Genomic DNA, 25,537 nt, shown 5'->3' with positions numbered 1-25,537 from the left:
GCAAAAGGAGACAGGTGGCGAAGCATGAGTTATTTTGTGAAGTTGGGCAGGGTGGGGAGTTTGTTGTTCGTGATCGCCATGGTGGTGCTTGGTAGCGGAAGGCACGCCGCTGCCGCCGACTGGGCTCTTGGTACCGGAAGTCTCAATTCGTCGGCCAGCGTTGAGGATGCCTCCACCTATGGTCTCTATTCTTGGCTGGTCGACGGCAAGGAATATGTCTCCCAGCTGATGTTCTATTGCCGGGTCGGCAATAGTGGTCCGGAACTGCCGGTAATCTCGAACGAAGATCCCGACGGTACGTTCACCATAAACAGGCCGACTGCTCTTGCCGATCCAGCTGTCCTCCCGCTGAGCTACACTGCTCTTGATGGTACCTATCGGATCGAGCTGACGTATAAGCTTACCGGTTATCAGGCCGGCAGCAAACGGTCCAAATTGACCCGTTCGGTCAAGATCACGAACCTGACCGGCGCCCCGCTTGACTTCCACTTCTTTGCCTATGCCGATTATGATCTGAGCCTGCCGTTCAGTTACGACAACGCGGTGATCACCAACAACCGGGCCTATCAGGCCGGATTCAACAGCGCCAGCGACACCAACGGCAAAGGCTATACCGTGGTGGAAGAATTCACCATGCCGCCGAGCCGGCATAGCATCGATATGAACCAGTTTGTCGGGACGCTGGCCAATGGCAGCACGCCTTACGATCTTGACAATTTCTCCGGGCCGTTTACGACAAATGCCGACATTCAGTATGCATTCCAGTGGGATTTGGCACTTGCGGCCAATGGCTCGGTCTCCTTTGACATCGTTGACAACGTCTATCCGTCGAAGCCGCTCGTCTTGGCAAAGAGCCACGGCGGAGAATGTGTTGGTTACGGCCAGCCGGTGACCTATACGTACGTATATGATAATACGGTGAATTCGGTTGACTTGCACAATCTGGTCATTACCGACACGGTACCGGCGGGCCTGGGATTTGTCTCGGCCACTGACGGTGGTTCTTACGATCCGGCCTCAAGTGCAATCGTCTGGAACCTCCCGCTTGCCGGTGCCGGACTGCCCCAGCAGACGGTACAGGCAACGGTTCTCTTCAATTCAACTGCCGACATCACCGCCAGCAACACCGCCAACAAGACAACGATTCTCAGTGATGAAACCTATCCCCGGGTAGTCCAGGATGTCAGCCTGCTGTGCAATCATCCGCCGACGATTAACTCAAAGCCCGGCACGACAGCTGTTGCCGGAACCGTCTACCAGTATCAGGTGACGGCAAGCGATCCCGATGCCGGCACGGTGCTGCAGTATGCGCTCGATAATGCTCCCACGGGAATGTCGATCTCGACCGGCGGGCTCATCACCTGGACACCGGCAATGGAACAAGGGGGGACTTTTCCGGTCACCCTCAGCGTGAGCGACGGAGCTCTGTCGACAAGCCAAACATATTCACTTGCCGTCTCGGTGCCGAATCGTGCGCCGGTGATTTCGTCGACCCCGGCCACTGCGGCGGTGGTCGGACAGCTCTATTCGTATCAGGTTGTCGCCAATGACCCCGATGGCGATACCTTTTATTACCTCCTCAGCGCTCCTACCGGCAAAACGGTTCCGCCGGGGATCACCATTGATCGTACTACCGGCCTTATCAGCTGGACTCCCGGCAGTTCGACCCCGAGTAGTTATGATCTGGTTGTAACAGTCATGGATATGAAGTTTGCCACCGCGACACAGAGCTTTACCGTTACGGTCACCGACAGCAAAGTCAATGAGCCACCCACGATCAGTTCGACACCCGTGATGTCGGCCACTGCCGGCGTTGCCTATACGTATCACGTTGTGGCCAGCGATCCGAACGGCGATTCGTTAACCTTCGGTTTATCCGCGGCCCCGGCCGGCATGGAGATCGATTCCCTTGGTAACCTGGCCTGGACGCCGACGGTTTCCCAGGCAGGCAGCAACACAGTGACCATCGCCGTGAGCGACGGAGCATTGAGTGCCAGTCAAACGTTCACGGTGGAGGTCGTCGTTCCGAACCGGGCGCCGACGATTACTTCTTCCCCTGTTACCGTCGGGGTCGAAGGCGCGGCCTACCGCTATCCCGTGGAGGCCAGCGATCCCGATGGCGATCTTCTTTCCTATGCGCTGACGGCGGCTCCTGCAGGAATGACGATCAACTCGTCAGGGGTGGTTTCTTGGTCTCCCACATACAGCGATGCGGGTAGCTATACGGTTACCGCCAAGGTCAGTGATCCCGCCGGATTTTCGGCAACGCAGTCATATACTCTGATCATTGCCGATGTCAACCGGACGCCGAGCGTCACTGCTCCGGCCAATCAGGCGGGTGCCGAAGGAGCCACGGTCAGCCTGGCAATCCAAGGGAGCGATCCTGATGGCGACACCGTCAGCTACAGCGCCAGCGGTCTGCCGGAAGGTCTGAGCATCAACGCCACCAGCGGAGTGATCAGCGGTACCATCGGTTATAACGCCGCCGCGGCGAGTCCGTACACCGTGACCATCACCGTCAGCGATCCGAGTGGTGCGAAAGGGACCGCCAGCTTCAGCTGGAGTGTCAGCAATGTCAACCGGACGCCGAGCGTCACTGCTCCGGCCAATCAGGCGGGTGCCGAAGGAGCCACGGTCAGCCTGGCAATCCAAGGGAGCGATCCTGATGGCGACACCGTCAGCTACAGCGCCAGCGGTCTGCCGGAAGGCCTGAGCATCAACGCCACCAGCGGAGTGATCAGCGGTACCATCGGTTATAACGCCGCCGCGGCGAGTCCGTACACCGTGACCATCACCGTCAGCGATCCGAGTGGTGCGAAAGGGACCGCCAGCTTCAGCTGGAGTGTCAGCAATGTCAACCGGACGCCGAGCGTCACTGCTCCGGCCAATCAGGCGGGTGCCGAAGGAGCCACGGTCAGCCTGGCAATCCAAGGGAGCGATCCTGATGGCGACACCGTCAGCTACAGCGCCAGCGGTCTGCCGGAAGGTCTGAGCATCAACGCCACCAGCGGAGTGATCAGCGGTACCATCGGTTATAACGCCGCCGCGGCGAGTCCGTACACCGTGACCATCACCGTCAGCGATCCGAGTGGTGCGAAAGGGACCGCCAGCTTCAGCTGGAGTGTCAGCAATGTCAACCGGGCGCCGAGCGTCACTGCTCCAGCCAACCAGGCGGGTGCCGAGGGAGCCACGGTCAGCCTGGCAATCCAAGGGAGCGATCCTGATGGCGACACCGTCAGCTACAGCGCCAGCGGTCTGCCGGAAGGTCTGAGCATCAACGCCACCAGCGGAGTGATCAGCGGTACCATCGGTTATAACGCCGCCGCGGCGAGTCCGTACACCGTGACCATCACCGTCAGCGATCCGAGTGGTGCGAAAGGGACCGCCAGCTTCAGCTGGAGTGTCAGCAATGTCAACCGGGCGCCGAGCGTCACTGCTCCAGCCAACCAGGCGGGTGCCGAGGGAGCCACGGTCAGCCTGGCAATCCAAGGGAGCGATCCTGATGGCGACACCGTCAGCTACAGCGCCAGCGGTCTGCCGGAAGGTCTGAGCATCAACGCCACCAGCGGAGTGATCAGCGGTACCATCGGTTATAACGCCGCCGCGGCGAGTCCGTACACCGTGACCATCACCGTCAGCGATCCGAGTGGTGCGAAAGGGACCGCCAGCTTCAGCTGGAGTGTCAGCAACACCAACCGGGCGCCGGTCTTCACCAGCACCCCGCCGAGCAGTGCCACTGAAGGGAAAGTCTACAGCTACGCTCCGGCGGCCAGCGATGCCGACGGCGATCCTCTGAGCTACGCGCTGGTCAGCGGACCGAGCGGGATGACAATGAACGGCGGCGTGCTCAGCTGGACGCCGACGGCGGCGCAGGCGGGAACGGCGGCGGTCACCGTCAGTGTCGGCGACGGGACGGCCGTTACCGAACAAAGCTTCACCATCAGTGTCAGTAAGAACAATGCTCCGACCTTTACCAGCACCCCGCTGACCATGGCCGTCGAAGATGTTGCTTACCGCTACGTCGTCGTTGCGAGCGACAGTGATGGCGACAGCATCAGCTACAGCCTGGTATCCGGCCCGAGCGGCATGGCACTCAATGGGGCGACCGTCGAGTGGACGCCGAGCTACAGTCAGGCCGGCAGCTATCCGGTAACCGTGCGGGCCACCGACAGCCGTGGTGCTGCGACCGACCAGAGCTACACCCTGGTCGTGACCGACGTCAACCGGGCGCCGAGCGTCACTGCTCCGGCCAATCAGGCGGGGGCCGAAGGAGCTACGGTCAGCCTGGCAATCCAAGGGAGCGATCCTGATGGCGACACCGTCAGCTACAGCGCCAGCGGTCTGCCGGAAGGTCTGAGCATCAACGCCACCAGCGGAGTGATCAGCGGTACCATCGGTTATAACGCCGCCGCGGCGAGTCCGTACACCGTGACCATCACCGTCAGCGATCCGAGTGGTGCGAAAGGGACCGCCAGCTTCAGCTGGAGTGTCAGCAATGTCAACCGGGCGCCGAGCGTCACTGCTCCAGCCAACCAGGCGGGTGCCGAGGGAGCCACGGTCAGCCTGGCAATCCAAGGGAGCGATCCTGATGGCGACACCGTCAGCTACAGCGCCAGCGGTCTGCCGGAAGGTCTGAGCATCAACGCCACCAGCGGAGTGATCAGCGGTACCATCGGTTATAACGCCGCCGCGGCGAGTCCGTACACCGTGACCATCACCGTCAGCGATCCGAGTGGTGCGAAAGGGACCGCCAGCTTCAGCTGGAGTGTCAGCAATGTCAACCGGGCGCCGAGCGTCACTGCTCCAGCCAACCAGGCGGGTGCCGAGGGAGCCACGGTCAGCCTGGCAATCCAAGGGAGCGATCCTGATGGCGACACCGTCAGCTACAGCGCCAGCGGTCTGCCGGAAGGTCTGAGCATCAACGCCACCAGCGGAGTGATCAGCGGTACCATCGGTTATAACGCCGCCGCGGCGAGTCCGTACACCGTGACCATCACCGTCAGCGATCCGAGTGGTGCGAAAGGGACCGCCAGCTTCAGCTGGAGTGTCAGCAACACCAACCGGGCGCCGGTCTTCACCAGCACCCCGCCGAGCAGTGCCACTGAAGGGAAAGTCTACAGCTACGCTCCGGCGGCCAGCGATGCCGACGGCGATCCTCTGAGCTACGCGCTGGTCAGCGGACCGAGCGGGATGACAATGAACGGCGGCGTGCTCAGCTGGACGCCGACGGCGGCGCAGGCGGGAACGGCGGCGGTCACCGTCAGTGTCGGCGACGGGACGGCCGTTACCGAACAAAGCTTCACCATCAGTGTCAGTAAGAACAATGCTCCGACCTTTACCAGCACCCCGCTGACCATGGCCGTCGAAGATGTTGCTTACCGCTACGTCGTCGTTGCGAGCGACAGTGATGGCGACAGCATCAGCTACAGCCTGGTATCCGGCCCGAGCGGCATGGCACTCAATGGGGCGACCGTCGAGTGGACGCCGAGCTACAGTCAGGCCGGCAGCTATCCGGTAACCGTGCGGGCCACCGACAGCCGTGGTGCTGCGACCGACCAGAGCTACACCCTGGTCGTGACCGACGTCAACCGAGCGCCGAGCGTCACTGCTCCGGCCAATCAGGCGGGTGCCGAAGGAGCTACGGTCAGCCTGGCAATCCAAGGGAGCGATCCTGATGGCGACACCGTCAGCTACAGCGCCAGCGGTCTGCCGGAAGGCCTGAGCATCAACGCCACCAGCGGAGTGATCAGCGGTACCATCGGTTATAACGCCGCCGCGGCGAGTCCGTACACCGTGACCATCACCGTCAGCGATCCGAGTGGTGCGAAAGGGACCGCCAGCTTCAGCTGGAGTGTCAGCAATGTCAACCGGGCGCCGAGCGTCACTGCTCCAGCCAACCAGGCGGGTGCCGAGGGAGCCACGGTCAGCCTGGCAATCCAAGGGAGCGATCCTGATGGCGACACCGTCAGCTACAGCGCCAGCGGTCTGCCGGAAGGTCTGAGCATCAACGCCACCAGCGGAGTGATCAGCGGTACCATCGGTTATAACGCCGCCGCGGCGAGTCCGTACACCGTGACCATCACCGTCAGCGATCCGAGTGGTGCGAAAGGGACCGCCAGCTTCAGCTGGAGTGTCAGCAACACCAACCGGGCGCCGGTCTTCACTAGCACCCCGCCGAGCAGTGCCACTGAAGGGAAAGTCTACAGCTACGCTCCGGCGGCCAGCGATGCCGACGGCGATCCTCTGAGCTACGCGCTGGTCAGCGGACCGAGCGGGATGACAATGAACGGCGGCGTGCTCAGCTGGACGCCGACGGCGGCGCAGGCGGGAACGGCGGCGGTCACCGTCAGTGTCGGCGACGGGACGGCCGTTACCGAACAAAGCTTTACCATCAGCATTACCAGCTCCTCGGTGAATCTGCCGCCACAAATTACCTCCACTCCGCCGTCAGTCGCGACCGTCAAGAAGGTCTATTCTTACAATGTTGACGCAACCGATCCCAGTGGCGCCTCATTGCGCTATTCTCTCGATAGCAAACCTGATGGGATGAAAATCAATTCCTTGAGCGGCCTGATAAGCTGGCGGCCGAACAAAACAGGCGATTATCCGGTCGTGGTTCGGGTGACGAATGCTGCGGGATTATCGGCGCTGCAGTCTTTTTCGATCACCGTGCTGGACAGGAGAAAGCCACCGGTCATTACCTCTATGCCGGTTGCCATGGCAACTGTTGAGACCGCTTATTCTTACGCGGTTACGGCTGCCAGTTCCGACGACGAACCGCTATCGTTTTCGTTACTTAAAAAGCCAGCAGGGATGGTGATCGACAGCGAAACGGGGCTGATTACCTGGGTGCCGAAACATGACCAGACCGGCCTTTACCAGGTTATCCTCCGCGTTAGCGACTCTTCCGGGCTTGCAACAACGCAATATTTTGTCGTCAGGGTCAGTCGTGGCCACGCGGCGATTTCGACCGGTTTATCAGCCGGTGGCGAAAATCACCATGCAGCTGTAGTCCAGGCGATTGCCACCCGAGGAGCGCAGCTGTTTCTCCAATAAGTCGACGACCTGCCGGGGAGGGGACGATAGCCACCCGGGCCTGTGGGTGATAGTATTGCTGTAGGGCGGGGGGAGGGCAACTCTCCCCGCCCTTTTGTTGTTCTTGGCGCCTGCCGGTGACGGCTCCTGAACAACGGAGGCTGTGAAGCCTTCTGGGCCAGGATCGCTTCGGCAGGCAGCTGCCGTTGTCGAGTCCACGCCGTGTCCGTTGCCTTATGGTCGAGGATGCCCGGTGATCCTGATGCGATCGTAACTCGCCGCAGTTTTAAACGCTGTGCCGGTATGTGTGGTGTCCCATTCCCGGTTGCCTCTCCAGAACGATTAGTGATATAACTGTCCTCATCAAATTCATTAAGAGGTTTCCTTGAAAGCATCGTTGCTCCGCCGTCTTTGGGCGACTTTTTCCGCCCATGTGATCGGAATTTACGCTTCCGGAATCAACCGGTTTCGGGTCAAGGGGGAGGAAAACATCCCCCGCTCGGGTGGGGTGCTCATTGCATCCAACCACATTTCCGCTTACGAGACGATCTTTATCCCTTGGGCGATAATGCACTCGTTCCCTCTGCAAATGCTCTGGGCTCCCGCCAAGGAAGAGCTGTTTCAGAAACGGTTCCAGGGATGGCTCTATTCGTCGTGGGGGGCGTTTCCGGTCAAGCGCGGCCGGGACGTGCGGGCCGGCAGGCAGATCAATGAACTGCTCGGTACCGATAAGGTGATGCTCTTTCCCGAGGGGACCAGGCACAAGGATGGGGTGCTCGGTACCGGTAATCGGGGGGTTGGAAAGATCATTTTCGATACCCGGCCGGTGGTGGTGCCGACGGCGCTGATCGGCCTCAATCACTGGAAATTCCCCGGGGTGGGCCAGCAGGCACTGGTAGTTTTCGGCAAGCCGCTCGATTTTACCGACCTCTATCAGCGTGAAGACTGCAAGGAGACCCACCAGTTGATTGTGGAACGGGTGATGGGGTCGATTGCCGACCTGCTCCGGGCGGAAGGGGCCTATGTCGAAAAAGGTTGAAATATTCTGCGACGGTGCCTGCAGTGGTAATCCGGGTGCCGGCGGTTTTGGGGCGATTCTCCGCTACGGGAACACCGAGCGGGAGCTTTCGGGGGCTGACGGGGATACTACCAACAACCGCATGGAACTTCTGGCGGCCATTACCGCCCTGGAATCGCTGACCCGTCCCTGTCAGGTGGTCATTACCACCGATTCGCAATACCTGGTGAAGGGGATGACCGAATGGCTGGCCGGGTGGGTGCGCAAGGGATGGGTCAATAGCAAGAAAGAGCCGGTTTTGAATCGTGATCTGTGGGAACGGCTCCGGGAGTTGGCGGGGATTCATGCGATCGAGTGGGTATGGGTCCGCGGGCACAACGGTCATGCGGAGAACGAGCGGTGCGATGCCCTGGCGCGCCAGGCCATTGCCACGTTCCGCACTGGCGGGCGGTAGCCTCCCGAACAGCGGGAAGAGATGATGGACTATTTCATTGTTGAGGTTTCCGAACAGGAGATCAGGCGGGAGAAAGAAAAGGCCCGGGAACTGCGCCGGAGCCAGTGGTGGAAGAGCCGGCTTGCCCGGGGGATCTGCCATTACTGTGGCGGGACCTTCGCTCCTGACGAGCTGACCATGGATCACCTGGTGCCGATTGTTCGTGGCGGTAAGAGCAGCCGTGGCAACGTGGTTCCCGCCTGCAAGGAATGCAACAACCGGAAGAAGTATCTGCTCCCCCTTGAATGGGAGGAATATCTGCAGCGTCAGCAGCGGACCGGTGACGGCGAAGAGTGCTAGATGCCGGGAAAAATGAGGTGCATGTGCAGGTCAAGGCGGTAATTTACGACTGTGACGGGGTGATGTTCGACTCCTTCGAGGCCAACCTGGCCTTTTACGCAAAAGTCCTGGAGAATTTCGGCCTGGCGCTCGATCGCGGTGATACCGAGACGATGCGGATTCTGCACACCTATTCGAACCGCGACGTGATGGAATATCTCTTTGCCGGCGATCCCCGGCGCGAAGAGGCGATTCGCCTTGCCGGAACGATCGACTACCGCGAACTGGTTCCCCTGATGCGGATGGAAGCCGGTTTCCGCGAGACGCTCGAACAGCTGCGATCACGGGTGTCGCTGGCGGTCTGCACCAATCGTTCGACGTCGATGGAACTGGTCCTGGAGACGTTCGGGCTGAAGGATTATTTCGGTTGCGTGATGACCGCCGCCCGGGTGCGGAACCCGAAGCCCCATCCCGAGCCGCTGCACAAGGTGCTGGAACACTTTTCCCTCACTCCGGAAGAGGCGCTGTTTGTCGGCGATTCCGAGGTCGATCGGGCTGCCGCGGCCGCGGCCGGGGTTCCGTTCGTGGCGTACCGGGCCGAGTATCCGGCGTGCCGCTCGATTTACGATCACCGTGAGATCGTTTCTCTGCTGAGCTGAAGCCCTTCTCCGTTATCCGCCTTATCGCTCTTTCCCGGCCGCTTTTCCTGAAAAATTTTCCCGCAGTCGCTTTGTTTATCGAGAGCATTGTCTCCTCCCCTTCAAACAATCCCCTCCGCCTCGACCTTCACTGTCTGCCGAACAGCGCGTAACCATTGATGCTGCGCCGGTCAATCCGGATTTCCGCGTGGCCCGCTGTGGTTTATATATGTGCTAACCGTTCAATCTTTTTGAATTTTCCAATTTAATGTTTTGTTTTTGATGCCGATAAGGAGCGTATACCGAATCGCCATGTTGTTTCGGTAGGGCTTAACGAGTATCCGCCTGTCGGGCCGTTTCTGTTGTCGCAGGCGCTCCTTGGTTTCGATCGTTGCCCGAGCCAGTAGGACGGGGGTAAAAATGATCTGCGGTAGTTTGAAATTGACCATGACGGTTGCCGTATCGCTACTGGTGCTGGCGCTGATGTCGACCATGGCCTGGGTGGCGTATCGGGATTCGGCTGCTGCCTATAAAACTTCGATTGCTCGCGACCAGATGCTGTTAATCACCTCTTTGGCAGGGCAAATCGACGAGAAGCTCTCCGTGGCCAGGGAGCAATTGACCCATATCGCCCAGAGGGTTCCGCTGGCCGATCTCGGCCAGCCCAAGCAGCTGCGCCGTTTTCTCGACGAAGAGAGCGAGGCGCGGATGTTTTTCGACGACGGGATGTATGTCCTGTCGGCAACGGGAGCATCTCTGGGAGGGACCAGCTGCCTGGACGGACATCGGGCAGACGAGTTCGTAAAACATCCGGTTTTCCGGCAGGCGCTGCAAAACGACCAAGCCCTGATTTCCGATCCTTATGAGGCCGGCTGTGCTGGCCATCATCCCGCCATTGCCTTTGTAGTGCCGATTCATGACGTCCGCGGCAGGATCGTCGGGCTGCTGGTTGGCCGGCACAACCTCCTCAACGATACGTTCCTCGGGGCCATTGCCAGCCTGCGCATCGGCACGAGCGGCTATGTTTATGCCATAACTGCGAAGCGCCACCTTGCGGTGCATAAAGAGAAATCACGCATCCTCGACTACGTGCCGCCGGGCCGTAATGCCGGCATCGACCAAGCGCTGGCGGGCTTCGACGGCTCGCTGGAGAATCTCAATTCCAAGAGCGTGCGCGGCATCTCTTCCTTTGTCCACCTGAAAGCGGTGGATTGGATACTTGCCTGCCATTATCCCCTCGCCGAAGCGTATGCGCCGCTGGTTAAAGCCCGGGGGCGCATTTTTGCCTTCCTTGTGGTTGCCCTGGTGTTGTCGACGGCGATCGTCTGGCTGCTGATGAAATTCCTGACCGCCCCTCTCCTGGGACTTACCGCCCATGTCCGGACGGTTGGCGGCAAACGGGGTGCTGAACGCTTTATTGCCCGGCCGGGTAGAGACGAGATCGGCGATTTGGCACAGGCCTTCAATGCGATGCTCGCGGAAATCGATCGGAAGAGCGCCGATTTGCGGCAGAAGCAGGAGAAATACCGGATCGTGGCCCAGTTTACGAGCGAATTGGCGGTCTGGCATGACGAAGCCGGGGTCATCCGCTTTATATCTTCCAACTGTCTGCAGCTGACCGGTTATGAAGACCGGGAATTCTATGCCCGTCCCGGGCTATTCAATGAGCTGGTCCATCCCGACGAACGTGATGTCTGGACGAACCATCTGGCAAGTCCGCCTTCCGAAAGCTGGCATGATCCGCTCGATCTCCGGATTGTGACCAAGTCGGGAACGGTCCGCTGGCTTACCCACAACTGTCACCGGGTGATGACGCCGGACGGCGCGCCGCGCGGAATCCGAAGCAGCTTCCAGGACATTACCGAACGGAAGGTGATGGAGGAAGTAGTGCGGGCCCAGCGGGATTTTGCCGAAAGCCTGATTCAGAATGCGGCCGTGCCGATGTTTGTCATCGATGCCCAGCACCGGGTTATCATCTGGAACCGGGCCTGCGAGGAATTGACCGGACTGCCGGCACCGCAGGTTATCGGTACGTCGCGGCAGTGGCAGGGATTTTACGATCGGGAACGGCCTACCCTGGCCGATGTGGTACTCAGCGGCGATCGCGATACTGCCGCGGCCTATTTCCATTCGATCGCCCCCTCCACCATGACACGCGAAGGGCTGCAGGCGGAGGGCTGGTACACCCACCTCGGCGGCAAAGCCCGTTACATCTCTTTCGATGCGGCGCCGGTCCGCCTTGCCGACGGGACAATGATCGCCGTTGTCGAAACGTTGCAGGATATTACTCAGCGTAAAATTGCCGAAGAGAACGTTGCCAAGCTGCGGGATTTTTACCTAACACTCTTCGAGGAGTTTCCGGCGCCGATCTGGCGGGCCGGCGTGAACGGCCTCTGCAACTATTTCAACCGGACCTGGCTCGATTTTACCGGCCGGACATTGGAGCAGGAGCTTGGCGAGGGATGGCTCCAAAACGTCCATCCCGATGATCGCGACCATTGTCTGATCAGCTATCGGCAGGCATTTAACGCCCAAGAGCCGTTTGTCATTGAGTACCGCCTCTGCCACGCTTCGGGCGAATACCGCTGGCTTGTCGACAACGGTCGGCCGTTCCACGACCTGACCGGCCAGTTTGCCGGCTACATCGGCGTCTGCTTCGATATTTCCGAGCGCCGCAAGGCCGAGGATGAACTGCGGAAATTGATGCGGGCGGTCGAGCAGAGTGCCAGTTCGATCGTTATTACCGATACAGAGGGGACGATCGAATACGTCAACCAGAAATTCGTCCAGGTGACCGGCTACGGGCTGCACGAGGCAATTGGCCAGAACCCCCGTATCCTCAAATCGGGAGACACCCAGGCGGATAAGTACCGGCAGCTCTGGGAAACCATTACGAGCGGCGGCGAGTGGCGGGGTGAACTGCACAATAAAAGGAAAAACGGGGAATTTTTCTGGGAGTTTGCCACCATTGCGCCGATTTACGACAGCGAGGGGCAGATTACCCACTACCTGGCCGTAAAAGAGGACATCACTGCCCGCAAGGAGGCCGAGCGCGCTCTGCTGAAGAGCAAGGCCGAACTGGTAGTCAAGCACGAGCAGTTGAGCAGCCTGTTCAAACAGGTCGAAAAAGCGAAGAACGAATGGGAAGAGACCCTCAACTGCATGGCCGACCTGGTGCTGCTGATCGACCGGCAGGGGAAGATTCGCCGCTGCAACAAGGCGGTCCTGGAGCTTACCGGGAAAGGTAACCAGGAGATTGTCGGCACCTCGTGGCAGGAACTGCTCCTGACACCGGAGATGGAAGAGGGCGCGATGTCGGGACGAGGGCGTGAATATTATCACCGGCCGAGCGACCGCTGGTTTTTCCTCGCCCATTACACGTATGGCGAAGGTGAGACCGGCACGGGCGGCGGGGTGATTACCCTCCATGACACTACGGAAATCAAGCGAGTTTCGGCGGCCCTGGAGGAGGCCTACGGTGAGTTGAAATCGGCCCATGCCCAGATGCTGCAGAAAGAGAAGATGGCGTCGATCGGTCAGCTTGCCGCCGGCGTGGCCCACGAGATCAACAACCCGATCGGCTTTATCACCAGCAATCTTGGTACCCTTGGCAAGTACCAGGATAAGCTTGCCACCTTTATCAAAACGCTGGAGGAGATGCTTGCCGCCAGCGGCGATCAAGCCGTCATTGCTGAGATCGCGGCCGGGAGGAAACAGCTGAAGATCGATTACGTGCTGGACGATATCGGTAGCCTGATCGCCGAATCCCTCGACGGTGCCGACCGGGTGCGCAAGATCGTTCAGGACCTGAAGAGTTTTTCCCGGGTGGATGAGGCGGAATGTAAAATGGCGAGCGTTCACGAATGTCTGGACAGCACGATCAATATCGTCTGGAACGAAATCAAGTACAAGGCGACTCTTAACAAGGATTACGGCGACATCCCGCTGATCAAGTGCTACCCCCAGCAGCTCAACCAGGTATTCATGAACCTGCTGGTCAATGCCGCCCATGCCATCGACAAACAGGGGGAGATCGCCGTCCGGACCTGGACCGACGAAAAATCGCTGTTTGTGTCGATCGCGGATACGGGGGCCGGGATCCCGGTCGAGAACCTGTCCCGGATTTTCGAGCCGTTCTTTACCACCAAGGAGGTTGGCAAAGGAACCGGCCTCGGCTTGTCGATCAGTTACGATATCGTCAAGAAGCATGGCGGTGATTTGTCGGTGGCGAGCGAGGTGGGGGTGGGGACAACCTTTACGGTCCGCCTGCCGATGATTACGTCGGATAGCCGGCCGAGCTGAACCGGCGGGAGGAAGGGAGAAGGCGATGGAAGAGCGAGTGAAAATTCTTTGCGTCGACGACGAGGTGAACGTCCTGCGGGCTCTGGAAAGGATGTTCATGGACGACGACTACGAAATCCTGACCTGTTCGTCGGCCGAGGAGGGATTGGCAACCCTGGAGAAAGTCCAGCCGATCCATATCGTGATCTCCGATTACCGGATGCCGATCATGAACGGCGTCGATTTCCTGCGGGAAGTCTGCAAGCAGTGGCCCGATACGATCCGGATCGTCCTGTCGGGCTATGCCGATACGGCTGCCATTGTGTCGGCGATCAACGACGGGCAGATTTACAAATTTATTCCGAAGCCGTGGAACGAAGACGAAGTACGGGTGACCATCGTCAATGCCATCGAGCGCTATTTCCTCCACCAGCACAATGTTCAGCTGCTGGCCGAGTTGACCCGGAAAAACGACGAACTTGCCCGCATCAATCAGATTCTCGAAGAGAAGGTGCTCGAACGGACCCGGGTACTGATGCTGCAGAATCGGGTGCTCAGCCGGGCCCAGAACATTCTCGATGCCCTCCCGGTAGCAGTGCTCGGGATCGATCCCGAGGGGGTCGTCGCGCAGTGCAACCAGGAGTGTGCGGACCTGCTCGGTTGCGAACTCGGCCAACTGGTCGGCTCCCAGGCTGACGGGGCGCTTCCCGCCGCCTTTCTCGATCTGATCAAGCCGGCCGGCGACGGGGAGCAGGGGCGGGAACTGGTGTTGCGGGGGATGCCGCTCCAGGTGCGGATCGCGGCACTTGATGAAGAGGGCCAACAGGGGACCGTAGTGGTCCTGATTCGTGGAGAGGGGCGCTAATGGAAAAAGTTCTGTTCGTCGATGATGAAGCATCCATTCTCAGTTCGATTGAAAGGTTGTTCGTCGACAACGACATTGCGCTCAGCTTTGCCGGGAATGCCGACCAGGCCCTGGAGATCATCGCACAGGAAGAGATTGCGGTCGTCGTTTCCGACAATCTGATGCCGGGCAAGCGGGGGCTCGATTTCCTGGCGGATCTGAAATATGTCTCACCGTATGCGGTGAAAATCCTGATGACCGCCTATGCCGATCTTCCCACCGCTCTGGCGGCGATCAACCGGGGCGAGGTTTACCGCTTCGTTGTCAAACCCTGGGACAATGACGAGTTCGTCGAAACAGTCAGGCAATCCTTGCAACGCTACCGAACCATCAAGGCGTTGCGGGAGGAAGACGAGACGATCCTCCGGTCGCTGGCCCAGACGATCGAACTGAAGGACCCCTACACCAAGGGGCACTGCGGGCGGGTCGCCGCTTACGCGCTGATGCTCGCCGAAGCGTTGCACCTGCCGCAGCGGACCGTCAAGGATATCCGTTTCGGCAGCTGGCTGCACGATTGCGGCAAGATCGGCGTTCCCGATGCAATCCTCAATTTCGGCGGCCCCGTCAACGCCAGCGATTTCGAGACGCTGAAGAAGCATCCGGACTGGGGGGCGGAAGTCGTCCAGCAGGCCCATCTGTCGCCGACCATCCTGAACATCGTCCTTTCCCACCACGAACGGTACGATGGCGACGGCTATCCCCACGGATTGGCCGGCGAGCAGATTCCGCTGGAGGCCCGGATCGTTGCTGCTGCCGATGTATTCGACGCCTTGACGACCGACCGCCCCTATCGCCGGGCCTTCCCGATGCGCAAGGCGGTAGAGATTTTTTCCTCGATGGCCGGGAGCGCCCTCGATCCGCAACTGGTGACGATCTTCCTCGGTGTGCTGCGGACGAACGGCGTGATCCCCGATTCTCTCGCGGCTGAGGATGAACAGCATGGCTGAAGGTGGCGGACCGGTGCCGGGGACGGCACCACGTAACGGCAGCCGGAGGGAACAACGTGATCGAGTACGATGAATCACAGCAGCGGATGGTTCTGAAGCTGGTCTATTACGGGCCGGCGCTGTCGGGCAAGACCACCAATCTGCTCCGTCTCCACGACCTCCTTGCCCGGGAGGGGCGGGGTGAATTGATGATGCTCGATACTACCGACGACCGGACGATTTTTTTCGACCTGCTGCCGTTTTTCCTGGTGGCGCCGAGCGGGCTGAAGATCAAGGTCAAGGTGTATACCGTGCCGGGGCAGGTCCGCCACGACGCCACCCGGAAAGCGGTTCTGCAGCGGGCCGACGGCGTCGTGTTCGTCGCCGATTCGCAGTACGCGGAAGGGGCCAACAACGGCGAAAGTTTCGCGAATCTCGAAAAGAACCTGGCGCTGGTCGGGATCGACATCGAGCAGCTGCCGCTGGTCGTGCAGTTCAACAAGCGTGATCTGAAAGAGATCATCTCGGAGACCGAGATCTCCCGCATCTGGGGACCGACCGGCATTCCGGTCGTGCTTGCCTCGGCGCTCCAGGGGTGGGGGGTAGTGGAGACGTTTCGCGAAGTGGCGGGGCTGATCTACGACCATATCGATCTGAAACACCGGCTGCGGGAAGATCATGGCCTTGATCGGGCGACCTTCGTGCAACGGCTGGTCAACCGGGTCGATCAGCCGGAAACGTAAGGGGGAGCAGGTGAGCCAGCATTCGATCAGCTATGTGGTCGGGGCCGAAAAGCGGCTCGTCGATGTCGTTGCCGGCAACGAGGTGATGCCGCTGTTGACCAGCGCCGTGCGGGGCGGGGCAAGCGGGGCGCTCTTGATCGACGATGCCGGCGAGGTGCTCTGGTTCGGCGATACGGGCTTGGCGAAACTTCCGGCGGCAGGGGGCGGGGTGCTCGTCGAGCGGCGGCCGCTGCTCCTCGAGGGCGAGCCGGTCGGCTCACTAGTGCTGCTGGGGGGGGCCGGACGGGAGGCGTACCTGCGGACGGTTGCCGACCTTTTGGCTGAAGCCCTGCAGATCCTGGTGAATGCCAGTCTGAAGCGGATGTTGACCACCGAGATGCATACGGTGGTGGTTAACCAGTCCTATGAAGAGCTGGTGGCGATCAACCGGGAACTGGCGGCCTCCGAGGCCCGCTACCGGGAGCTGGCGGCCAGCCTGGAGGTGAAGGTTCGGGAACGGACGGAAGAGCTGCGCCAGACCTATGCCAAGCTGCTGCAGCGGGAGAAGATGGCCTCGGTCGGCCAACTGGCCGCCGGCGTTGCCCATGAAATCAACAACCCGCTCGGCTTTATCACCAGCAATCTCCACAGTCTCACCAAGTATGCCGACCGGCTGCGGGAGATGCTCGAATTCTCCCGCCTGCTGTTGGCGCGGGACGAGGAGGAACTGGCCCGTTTCCGCCGCAAGTGGCAGGATTTGCGCCTCGATTTCATCATGGGGGATCTCGATGAGTTGCTGCGGCAGAGCCTTGGCGGTGCCGAGCGGGTGAAGACCATCGTCAGCGATCTGAAAGGCTTTTCCCATGTCGACGATGCGGAAATCATGACGGTCGACGTCAACGAGGAACTCGACCGGACGCTGAACGTCCTGATCCACGAAATCCCGCCGGGGACCGAGATCGTTCGGGAATACCGGCCACTGCCGCCGTTCCTCTGTGCGCCGGCGCTGCTCTGCCAGGCTTTGCTGAACATCATCCGCAACGCCTGCGAGGCCCGCCGGGAGGGGCTGCGGCTGACCGTCGCCACCGCCGGCGACGACCACGCCATCACGGTGCGGATTGCCGACAACGGCCCCGGGGTCCCCGAGCCGATCAGGGGGCGGATCTTCGAGCCGTTTTTCACCACCAAGGAGGTCGGGAAGGGGACCGGCATGGGGCTGGCGGTGGTTTACGATATCAGCAATGAACTGGGGGGAAGCGTCGAGCTGCTCTCGCCGCCGGACGGCGGTGCCTGCTTCGTCATGACGCTGCCGCTCCGGAGGAGTTGACCATGTCACGATATGCGGAACTGTTCAAGGCGGTGGGGCGCAGCGACGGCATGAATATCGCCGGCGACGACGTAGTCGATACCGAGCCCGATGAGACGGGCGGCGGCTTTACCCTTCTGTTCGTCGATGACGAGGAAGGGGTGCTGAAGGCGCTGCGGCGGATCTTCCTCGAAGAGAACTACGAGATCCTGACCGCCACCGCCGCCGACAAGGCCCTGGAAATCATGGAGCGGCAACCGGTCCACCTGGTCATTTCCGACCACCGGATGCCGGGGATGACGGGCGCCGAATTCCTCAAGGAAGTGCGCACCCGCTGGCCGGAGACGATCCGGATCATGCTGACCGGTTATGCCGACGTCCAGTCGATCATGGGCGCGGTGAAGGACGGGGCGGTCTACAAATTCATCACCAAGCCGTGGAACGATGAGGATCTGCGGCTGACGGTCAGCCTGGCCCTCCAGCAGTACGTGCTGTTGCGGGAGAACCGCAAGCTGAAGGAGGTTGCCCGTCGGCAACAGCTGAAGATCAAAAACTACGCCGGCCTGTTCGACAAGAGTCGCGGACTGATGGGGAACATCCTCGTCAACGAGGGGGTCATCAGCGGCGCCGACCTGGAACGGGCGAACGACAGCCTGCAACCCGACGAGTTCTTCGGCGACGTCCTGGTGCGGCTCGGCCTGGCGACGGAAGCGCAAATCCTCAAGGCGTTGCAGGCAAATCTCCACATCGAGCCGATCGATCTGCGGGAGGCGGCGATCTCGGCGGCTGCCGTCCGCTCGCTTCCCCGTGACCTTTGCGAGCGGAGCCGGCTGATTCCGGTCCGCCTTGAGGGGGGGCAGCTGACCATCGCCATGGCCGATCCGTCGGATATCCTCCTCTGCGACAACATCGCCATGGTCACCGGGCTGAAAGTGGTGCCGCTTTTGGCCGCCGGCTCGGAGATCGCCGCTCAGCTTCGGCGTTGTTACAGCGAAGGACCGGCGGGTGGTGACGGGCTCGACGAACTGGGCGAGCTCGAACCGCTGGACGAGATCGACATCGTTCTCGAAGAGGATGAGAAGGAGGTCAGCGTCGACGAACTGATCGGCTCGTCAAAGGTGCCGCCGATCATCCGCATCGTCAACGCGATCATTTCCGAGGCGATCCGCTACAAGGCGAGCGACATCCATGTTGAGCCGAAGACCAAGTACACGATCATCCGTTACCGGATCGACGGCATGCTGCATACCAAGTTGCGGATTCCTCCCGATCTCCACGCCGCAGTGGTGTCGCGGATCAAGATTCTCTCCAAGATGGACATCGCCGAGCGGCGCCGTCCCCAGGACGGGCGGATTACGGTCAAGTCGGGGACGCGGATCGTCGACCTGCGGGTCTCGTCGCTGCCGACCATCAACGGCGAAAAGATGGTATTGCGCATCCTCGACAAGAGCGGGGCGGTCAAGCGTCTCGAAGAACTGGGGGTGCTTCCCGACGATCTGAAGAAGATCGGTGCCATCAGCCGCAAGCCCCAGGGGGTGATCATCGCCACCGGCCCGACCGGCAGCGGCAAGACCACCATGCTCTACTCTCTGCTGTCGACCATGCTGCAGAGCAGCAAAAACTTCGAAACCATCGAGGAACCGGTCGAATATTTCGTCGAAGAGGCGAACCAGGTGTCGGTGCGGGACAAGATCGGCCTGACCTTCTCCCAGGTGCTCCGTGCCACCCTTCGCCAGGACCCGGACGTGATCCTGGTCGGGGAGGTCCGGGACTTCGATACCGCCGATGTGGCCTTCAAGGCGTCGCTGACCGGTCACATGGTGTTGACGACCCTCCATACCAACAACTCGGTGGCCTCGATCACCCGGCTGATGGATATGGGGATCAAGCCGTACATCATCGCCTCGGCTCTCGAAGGGATCATCGCCCAGCGGTTGGTCCGCCGCGTCTGCGACCATTGCCGCACCGCCGTCCCCCCCGATGTGGAGCTGACCACCCTGCTCCGTATCCCGCCGGGATACCTCGGCCATGAAATCTATGTGGGGAAAGGGTGCGACAAGTGCAACCAGACCGGCTACCTCGGTCGGACCGGGGTGTTCGAGATTTTCGTCATGAACGACGATTTCCGTCATTTCATCAGCAGCAACTACAAAGAGTCGGAACTGTTGCAGATGGCCCGGGCGACCGGGATGCGGACCCTGATCGAGGACGGGATGGAAAAGGTCCGGCGGGGGGAGACGACCTTGGAGGAGCTGGTGCGGGTGATCGGTCCGCAGATCGGTTACGAGCGCCAGTGCCTCGGCTGTAATCGGATTATCGACGCCAAGTTCCTCTTCTGCCCCCACTGCGGCGACGTCCGTCACGACGTCTGCCAGCAGTGCCGGATGCCGCTGGAGAGTGACTGGCTGGTCTGCCCGTTCTGCGGGACGAAACCGGCCGACGACTGTATCGCGCTGACGGAGGAGATATGAACCGGAAACTTTTGCTGGTGGACGACGAGCCGCAGATCATCGCGGCATTGCAACGGACGCTCGTTGACGAGCCGTTCGAGATTTTTACGGCCGGCAATGGCGAGGAAGGGCTGGCGGTCATGGAGCAGCACCGGCCGGCGGTGGTTATTTCCGACGAACGGATGCCCGGCATGGGAGGAGCCGAATTTCTGGCCGAGGTGCGGCAACGATATCCGGAGACGGTGCGGCTGATGCTGACCGGCCATGCCAGCCTCGAAGCGACGATCAACGCGGTCAACCGGGGGGAGATTTACCGCTTCTTCACCAAGCCGTGGGATAGCCTCGAACTGCAGCTGGCGTTGCGCGCCGCTTTCGAGAAACACGCCCTGGAGGAGGAGAATCGCCGGCTCCTCCGGACGGTACGGCGCCAGTCCCGGGAGTTAAAGCTACTGGAAGAGAAATACCCCGGCATTACGGTGGCCGAACGGGACGAGGCCGGGGTCTTCGTCCTTCCCGACTTGTCGGACGAGGAACTGGCCGCCGCCATCGAGCGGTGCAACCGGAGCTAGCGGCCCGCCATCAAATACCGAGGACTTCCGCCAGTCGCAGCACTTCGTCCTGTGGGCGCTTTTCCCCCCTGATGACATCTTCCAGGGGGGTGGCGAGGATGGCGTTGCAGGAGAGGCCGACCATCATCCCCTGCTGTCCGGAGATAAGCAGTTCAACGGCCTTCTTGCCGAACCGGCTCGCCAGCAGCCGGTCGAAGACCGTCGGCGCGCCGCCCCGCTGGTAGTGACCGAGGACGGTCACCCGGGTTTCGAAGCCGATGGCATCCTTGATGCTATGGGCGACCTCCTGGGCGTGGCCGGCCCCCTCGGCGAGGATGATGATCGCGTTGTCCCGGCCCTCTTCGTAACGGCAGCGCAGTTGCTGGCAGATTTCGGCCAGATCGAATTCCCGCTCCGGCACCAGCGCGTATTCGGCACCGGTGGCGATGGCGGCGACGCTGGCCAGGTAGCCGGAATTGCGTCCCATCACCTCGATGACGAAGGCGCGGGCGTGGGAACTGGCGGTGTCCTTTATGCAGTCGACGGCGTAGATGATGTTGTTCAGCGCCGTGTCGACGCCGAGGGCCATGTCGGTATAGGGGATATCGTTGTCGATGCTGGCCGGGATGCCGATGACCGGATAGCCGAGCCGATGGAGGGCGAGCGCCCCGCAGAGGGAGCCGTCGCCGCCGAGAATCACCAGCCCGTCGACCCCCATGGCGCGGAGAGCCGCTACCGCCTGCTCTTGCCCCTCTGTCGTGCGGAACTCGGCGGAACGGGCCGACTGGAGGAAGGTCCCCCCCCGGTGAAGGATATTGGAGACCGCCCGACTGTCGAGCTGGATACAGTCGCCCTTCATCAGCCCCGCGTAGCCCTTGCGGAAACCGACGACTTCGAGGTTCAGGCGGAGCGCGGTCCGGACCGCCGCCCGGATGGTGGCGTTCATGCCGGAACAGTCACCGCCGCTGGTAAGAATCCCGATCTTCTTCATGGTCTCTTCCTTTCCGACACCGGGTCCAGGGGAGCCCGAGGAATGCTGATACCTATTGTTCCGCCTCTTCCCTGGCGCGCAGCCAGTCGAGCCGTTCCTTGATCGTCTTCTCGTAGCCCCGCCCGGTCGGTTCGTAGAACCGCTTTCCCTGCAACCGCTCCGGCAGGTAATCCTGCACGGCGAAGCCTTCCTGGTAATCGTGGGCATACTTGTAGCCCTGGTGATAGCCCAGCTCCTTCATCAGCTTGGTCGGCGCATTGCGAATGTGGAGCGGTACCGGGAGCGCTCCGCTTTTCCGTACCTCCGCCAGGGCGGCGTCGATGCCGACGTACGACGCGTTCGACTTGGGGGCAGTGGCGAGATAGGTAACCGCCTGCCCCATGATGATCCGCCCTTCCGGCATGCCTACCAGTTGGAACCCCTGCAGCGCGGCAATGGCGACCTGTAGTGCCCGGGGATCGGCGTTACCGATGTCTTCGCTGGCCAGGATTACCATCCGCCGGAGGATGAACAGCGGGTCTTCGCCCGCCTCGATCATCCGCGCCAGCCAGTAGAGCGCCCCATCCGGATCGCTGCCGCGCATCGATTTGATGAAGGCCGAGATGACGTTGTAGTGTTCTTCTCCCCCCTTGTCGTAGAGGAGCGGTTTTTTCTGGACCGCCTCGCGGACCGTCTCCAGGTCGATGATCCCGTTTTGGGCCAAGCGGACCGCGGTCTCCAGGGTGTTGAGGGCAACCCGGCCATCCCCCCCCGCCTGCTCGGCAATGTAGGCAATTGCCTCGTCGTCGGCCCTCAGTTCCCGCTCGCCCAGCCCCCGCTCCCGGTCGGCGAGGGCATGGCGGAGGATCTTTTCCACGTCGTCGTCGGCCAGCGGGGAGAGAACCAGCACCTTGCAGCGGGAGAGCAGCGGCGCGATAACTTCGAAAGAAGGGTTCTCGGTCGTGGCGCCGATGATGGTGAAGGTTCCCCGCTCCACATAGGGCAGAAAGGCGTCCTGCTGGGTTTTGTTGAAGCGGTGGATCTCGTCGACGAACAGGATGGTGTTTTTCCCGTGGTACTTGCGCGCCTCTTCCGCTTCCTTGACCAGTTCCCGAATCTCCTTAACCCCGGAGAGGATGGCCGAGAAAAAAATGAAGTGGGACTTGGTCGCGTTGGCGATTACCCGGGCGAGGGTGGTCTTGCCGGAGCCGGGCGGCCCCCAGAAAATGAGGGAGGTCAGGGTGTCCGACTCGATCAGCCGGCGCAGCAGCTTCCCTTCACCGAGCAGGTGCTCCTGGCCGACGTACTCGTCGAGGGTGCGGGGGCGCATCCGTTCGGCGAGTGGGGCATCCTTGAGGGTTTCACTGGCGGCAGTCGTGTCGAAAAGATCCATGAATCGGTTTCCTGGCGGGGCTATTCCGCGGCGGCACTCTGCCGGTATTCCAGCACCGGATGGATTTCCATCCGCTCAACCCCCCAGATTTCCCGGGCGTAGTCGGCAATGGTCCGGTCGCTGGAGAATTTGCCTATCCCGGCGCAGTTGAGGATCGCCCGGCGCGCCCATTCGTCCTGGTTCAGGTAAAGGGCGCTCACTTCCTCCTGGCAGGCGATGTAAGAGGCGTAGTCCGCGAGGAGCATGTAATAGTCTCCCTGGTTGAGCAGGGTGTCGACGATGGGGCGGAACAGCTCCCGGTTGGTCGGCGAGAAAGTCCCTTCGGCGATCATGTTCAGTCCTTTTTTCAGCTCGGCATTGCGGTTGTAATAGTCGCGGGGTACGTACCCCTTGCGGCGCAGCTCCTCGACTTCCCCGGCGTTCATGCCGAAGATGAAGATGTTCTCCCGTCCCACTTCTTCCATGATCTCGATATTGGCGCCGTCGAGGGTGCCGATGGTCAGGGCGCCGTTGAGGGCGAATTTCATGTTGCCGGTTCCCGACGCTTCGGTGCCGGCAGTGGAAATCTGCTCCGACAGGTCGGCGGCAGGGAAGATCTTCTCCGCCAGCGAGACTCCGTAATTGGCGAGAAAGACCACCTTCAACCGGTCGCCGACCGCCGGATCGCCGTTGACCGTCTCGCCGACGGCGTTGATCAGCCGGACGATCAGCTTGGCGAGATAATAAGCGGGAGCGGCCTTGCCGCTGAAGATTATCGTGCGCGGCACCTGGTCCACCGCCGGATTTTCCTTGATCCGGTTGTAGAGTGTAATGACGTGGAGGATGTTCAGCAACTGCCGCTTGTATTCGTGAATCCGCTTTACCTGGCAGTCGAACATCGAGTCGATGTTGACCTCGATGCAATTGTGCTTGCGGATGTACTCGGCCAGCCGCTGTTTGTTCTGCCGCTTGACTTCCCGCCATTCGGCAACAAAGGCGGGATCGTCGATGAGGGGGCGGAGCTGCTGCAGCTGATAAAGGTCGGTGACCCAGCCCTCGCCGATGGCCTTGCCGATGAGCGCTGCCTGCCCCGGATTGGCACCTTTGAGCCAGCGGCGCTGGGTGATGCCGTTGGTCTTGTTGTTGAACCGTTCCGGGTACATTTCGTAGAAGTCGCGGAAAACGCTCTCTTTGAGGATTTCCGTATGCAGGGCGGCCACGCCGTTGACCGAGTGGCTGCCGACGATGGCCAGGTTGGCCATCCGCACCTTGCGTTCCCAGTGCTCTTCGATGAGCGACATCCGCTCCAGCTTGCCGATATCGCCGGGGAAACGACTGCGGACTTCGGCCAGAAAACGGTCGTTGATCTCGTAAATGAGCTGCAGGTGGCGGGGGAGGATCTGTTCGAAGAACCAGATCGGCCATTTTTCCAGCGCCTCGGGAAGAATCGTGTGATTGGTATAGGCGAAGGTCCTAGTGGTGATATCCCAGGCCGTTTGCCAGTCGAGGCGGAAATGATCGAGCAAAAGTCGCATCATTTCCGGAATCGCCAGGGCCGGATGGGTGTCGTTTAGCTGGATGGCGACCTTGTCGGGAAGTAGCCGCAGATCGTCGTGCATTTTCCGGAAACGGTAGATGACGTCGTGAAGGGTTGCCGAGGCGAGAAAATATTCCTGCTTGAAACGGAGTTCCTTCCCCTCCGGGACGTGGTCGGCGGGATAGAGGACCTTGGAGATATTTTCCGTCATCATTTTCTTTTCGACGGCGCGAATGTAGTTTCCTTCATTAAAGAAGGTGAGGTCGAATTCACGGGTCGATTTGGCGGTCCAGAGCCGCATCGTGTTGACGGTGTTGGTGCCGTAGCCGGGAATCGGCGTGTCGTAGGCCATCGCCATGACGTCGTCGGTATCGATCCAGTCGAAGATGCTGTTCGCCTCGCCGTCCTTTCGCTCGACTACCCGGCCGTTGAATTTGATGACGTGCAGATGCTCCTGCCGGTCCATTTCCCATGGGTTCCGGTAGCGGAGCCAGTTGTCGGGAATCTCCACCTGAGCCCCGTCGACGATGTTCTGGCGGAAAATGCCATATTCGTAGCGGATGCCGTAGCCGTATGCCGGAATCCCCATGGTGGCCATGGAATCGAGGAAGCAGGCGGCCAGCCGGCCGAGCCCCCCGTTGCCGAGGCCGGCGTCCTGTTCCTGGTTCATGATGTCGTCAAGGTCGTAGCCGAGGGAATTCATCGCCTCCCGGAAATTGTCGAGCAACCCCAGGTTGACGAGGCTGTTTTCCAGCGTTCGTCCCATCAGAAATTCCATGGAAAGATAGTAGACCCGCTTCGGGTCGTCGTTGTAATAGGCCTGCTGCGTATCGAGCCAGCGTTCCACCATCCGGTCGCGTACCGCGTAGGCCAGGGCATTGAACAGGTCATGGCGGGTCGCCGAGTATTTATCCTTGCCAAGCGTATACTCAAGATGCTCAAGGAAGGACTTGATGATGAGCATCATCATGTCGAGTTCGGCAGATTCCGCAGTCGCGTTGAGGAGCTCGTCATTCATAGATCACCTTGATTTAATGGGGGCTTATTAACCAATAGTG

At 60.7% G+C, this 25,537-nt stretch carries 15 protein-coding genes; 12 read left to right on the top strand and 3 right to left on the bottom strand.

Annotated features, from left to right (window positions below; genetic code table 11):
* The first annotated feature begins 24 nt into the window (after positions 1 to 24).
* From QMN23_RS13490 to QMN23_RS13435, 12 genes are all read left to right on the top strand, one after another.
* Positions 25 to 7,056 (top strand): putative Ig domain-containing protein, encoded by a 7,032-nt coding sequence (locus QMN23_RS13490; RefSeq protein ID WP_281999848.1) that lies wholly within the window; start codon positions 25 to 27, stop codon positions 7,054 to 7,056.
* 364 nt (positions 7,057 to 7,420) lie between these two features.
* On the top strand, positions 7,421 to 8,074 hold the full coding sequence (locus QMN23_RS13485) for a lysophospholipid acyltransferase family protein (protein WP_281999847.1): 654 nt from the start codon (positions 7,421 to 7,423) through the stop codon (positions 8,072 to 8,074).
* Positions 8,058 to 8,507, top strand: coding sequence for a ribonuclease HI (rnhA, locus tag QMN23_RS13480; protein ID WP_281999846.1), 450 nt, complete (start codon positions 8,058 to 8,060; stop codon positions 8,505 to 8,507). Before QMN23_RS13485 ends, rnhA begins: the two co-directional genes overlap by 17 nt.
* A 24-nt stretch (positions 8,508 to 8,531) precedes the next feature.
* Entirely contained in the window at positions 8,532 to 8,846 is a 315-nt protein-coding gene (locus QMN23_RS13475; RefSeq protein WP_282003906.1) for an HNH endonuclease, read from the top strand.
* Positions 8,847 to 8,863: 17 nt separating this feature from the next.
* Positions 8,864 to 9,484, top strand: coding sequence for an HAD family hydrolase (locus QMN23_RS13470; RefSeq protein ID WP_281999845.1), 621 nt, complete (start codon positions 8,864 to 8,866; stop codon positions 9,482 to 9,484).
* Between the two features lie 399 nt (positions 9,485 to 9,883).
* Positions 9,884 to 13,765: a PAS domain S-box protein gene (locus QMN23_RS13465; protein ID WP_281999844.1), complete on the top strand. Its 3,882-nt coding sequence runs from the start codon at positions 9,884 to 9,886 to the stop codon at positions 13,763 to 13,765.
* A 25-nt stretch (positions 13,766 to 13,790) separates the two neighbouring features.
* A complete protein-coding gene (locus QMN23_RS13460; protein ID WP_281999843.1) occupies positions 13,791 to 14,609 on the top strand; it encodes an ATP-binding response regulator in 819 nt (272 codons plus the stop codon).
* Positions 14,609 to 15,595 carry an HD-GYP domain-containing protein gene (locus QMN23_RS13455; protein WP_281999842.1) on the top strand — a complete coding sequence of 329 codons (987 nt, stop codon included), beginning with the start codon at positions 14,609 to 14,611 and terminating at the stop codon, positions 15,593 to 15,595. Before QMN23_RS13460 ends, QMN23_RS13455 begins: the two co-directional genes overlap by 1 nt.
* A gap of 56 nt (positions 15,596 to 15,651) precedes the next feature.
* Positions 15,652 to 16,317, top strand: coding sequence for a GTP-binding protein (locus tag QMN23_RS13450; protein WP_281999841.1), 666 nt, complete (start codon positions 15,652 to 15,654; stop codon positions 16,315 to 16,317).
* A gap of 10 nt (positions 16,318 to 16,327) precedes the next feature.
* Positions 16,328 to 17,623 (top strand): sensor histidine kinase, encoded by a 1,296-nt coding sequence (locus QMN23_RS13445; protein ID WP_281999840.1) that lies wholly within the window; start codon positions 16,328 to 16,330, stop codon positions 17,621 to 17,623.
* Positions 17,624 to 17,625: 2 nt separating this feature from the next.
* Positions 17,626 to 20,073 (top strand): ATPase, T2SS/T4P/T4SS family, encoded by a 2,448-nt coding sequence (locus QMN23_RS13440; RefSeq protein WP_281999839.1) that lies wholly within the window; start codon positions 17,626 to 17,628, stop codon positions 20,071 to 20,073.
* On the top strand, positions 20,070 to 20,621 hold the full coding sequence (locus QMN23_RS13435) for a response regulator (RefSeq protein ID WP_281999838.1): 552 nt from the start codon (positions 20,070 to 20,072) through the stop codon (positions 20,619 to 20,621). Before QMN23_RS13440 ends, QMN23_RS13435 begins: the two co-directional genes overlap by 4 nt.
* A 10-nt stretch (positions 20,622 to 20,631) precedes the next feature.
* On the opposite strand, the gene pfkA is transcribed toward QMN23_RS13435, so the two are convergent.
* Genes pfkA through QMN23_RS13420 form a run of 3 tightly spaced genes read right to left on the bottom strand, consistent with a single transcriptional unit; the run spans position 20,632 to position 25,497 of the window.
* Entirely contained in the window at positions 20,632 to 21,591 is a 960-nt protein-coding gene (pfkA, locus tag QMN23_RS13430) for a 6-phosphofructokinase (protein ID WP_281999837.1), read from the bottom strand.
* Positions 21,592 to 21,643: 52 nt separating this feature from the next.
* The gene (locus QMN23_RS13425) at positions 21,644 to 22,963 is read right to left on the bottom strand and encodes a replication-associated recombination protein A (protein ID WP_281999836.1); all 1,320 of its coding nucleotides are present in this window, start codon (positions 22,961 to 22,963) and stop codon (positions 21,644 to 21,646) included.
* Between the two features lie 20 nt (positions 22,964 to 22,983).
* A complete protein-coding gene (locus QMN23_RS13420) occupies positions 22,984 to 25,497 on the bottom strand; it encodes a glycogen/starch/alpha-glucan phosphorylase (protein WP_281999835.1) in 2,514 nt (837 codons plus the stop codon).
* Between the last annotated feature and the right edge of the window lie 40 nt (positions 25,498 to 25,537).

Source organism: Geotalea uraniireducens, assembly GCF_027943965.1.
In the GTDB taxonomy this organism is placed as follows: domain Bacteria; phylum Desulfobacterota; class Desulfuromonadia; order Geobacterales; family Geobacteraceae; genus Geobacter; species Geobacter uraniireducens.
Note: the sequence above shows the minus strand (reverse complement) of the source record. Positions and strands in the feature narration are given on the sequence as shown.

Coding starts and splice junctions, on each gene's coding strand:
- QMN23_RS13490 (WP_281999848.1), top strand. CDS start 25: ATGAGTTATTTTGTGAAGTTGGGCAGGGTGGGGAGTTTGTTGTTCGTG.
- rnhA (WP_281999846.1), top strand. CDS start 8,058: ATGTCGAAAAAGGTTGAAATATTCTGCGACGGTGCCTGCAGTGGTAAT.
- QMN23_RS13475 (WP_282003906.1), top strand. CDS start 8,532: ATGGACTATTTCATTGTTGAGGTTTCCGAACAGGAGATCAGGCGGGAG.
- QMN23_RS13465 (WP_281999844.1), top strand. CDS start 9,884: ATGATCTGCGGTAGTTTGAAATTGACCATGACGGTTGCCGTATCGCTA.
- QMN23_RS13460 (WP_281999843.1), top strand. CDS start 13,791: ATGGAAGAGCGAGTGAAAATTCTTTGCGTCGACGACGAGGTGAACGTC.
- QMN23_RS13455 (WP_281999842.1), top strand. CDS start 14,609: ATGGAAAAAGTTCTGTTCGTCGATGATGAAGCATCCATTCTCAGTTCG.
- QMN23_RS13440 (WP_281999839.1), top strand. CDS start 17,626: ATGTCACGATATGCGGAACTGTTCAAGGCGGTGGGGCGCAGCGACGGC.
- QMN23_RS13435 (WP_281999838.1), top strand. CDS start 20,070: ATGAACCGGAAACTTTTGCTGGTGGACGACGAGCCGCAGATCATCGCG.
- pfkA (WP_281999837.1), bottom strand. CDS start 21,591: ATGAAGAAGATCGGGATTCTTACCAGCGGCGGTGACTGTTCCGGCATG.
- QMN23_RS13425 (WP_281999836.1), bottom strand. CDS start 22,963: ATGGATCTTTTCGACACGACTGCCGCCAGTGAAACCCTCAAGGATGCC.
- QMN23_RS13420 (WP_281999835.1), bottom strand. CDS start 25,497: ATGAATGACGAGCTCCTCAACGCGACTGCGGAATCTGCCGAACTCGAC.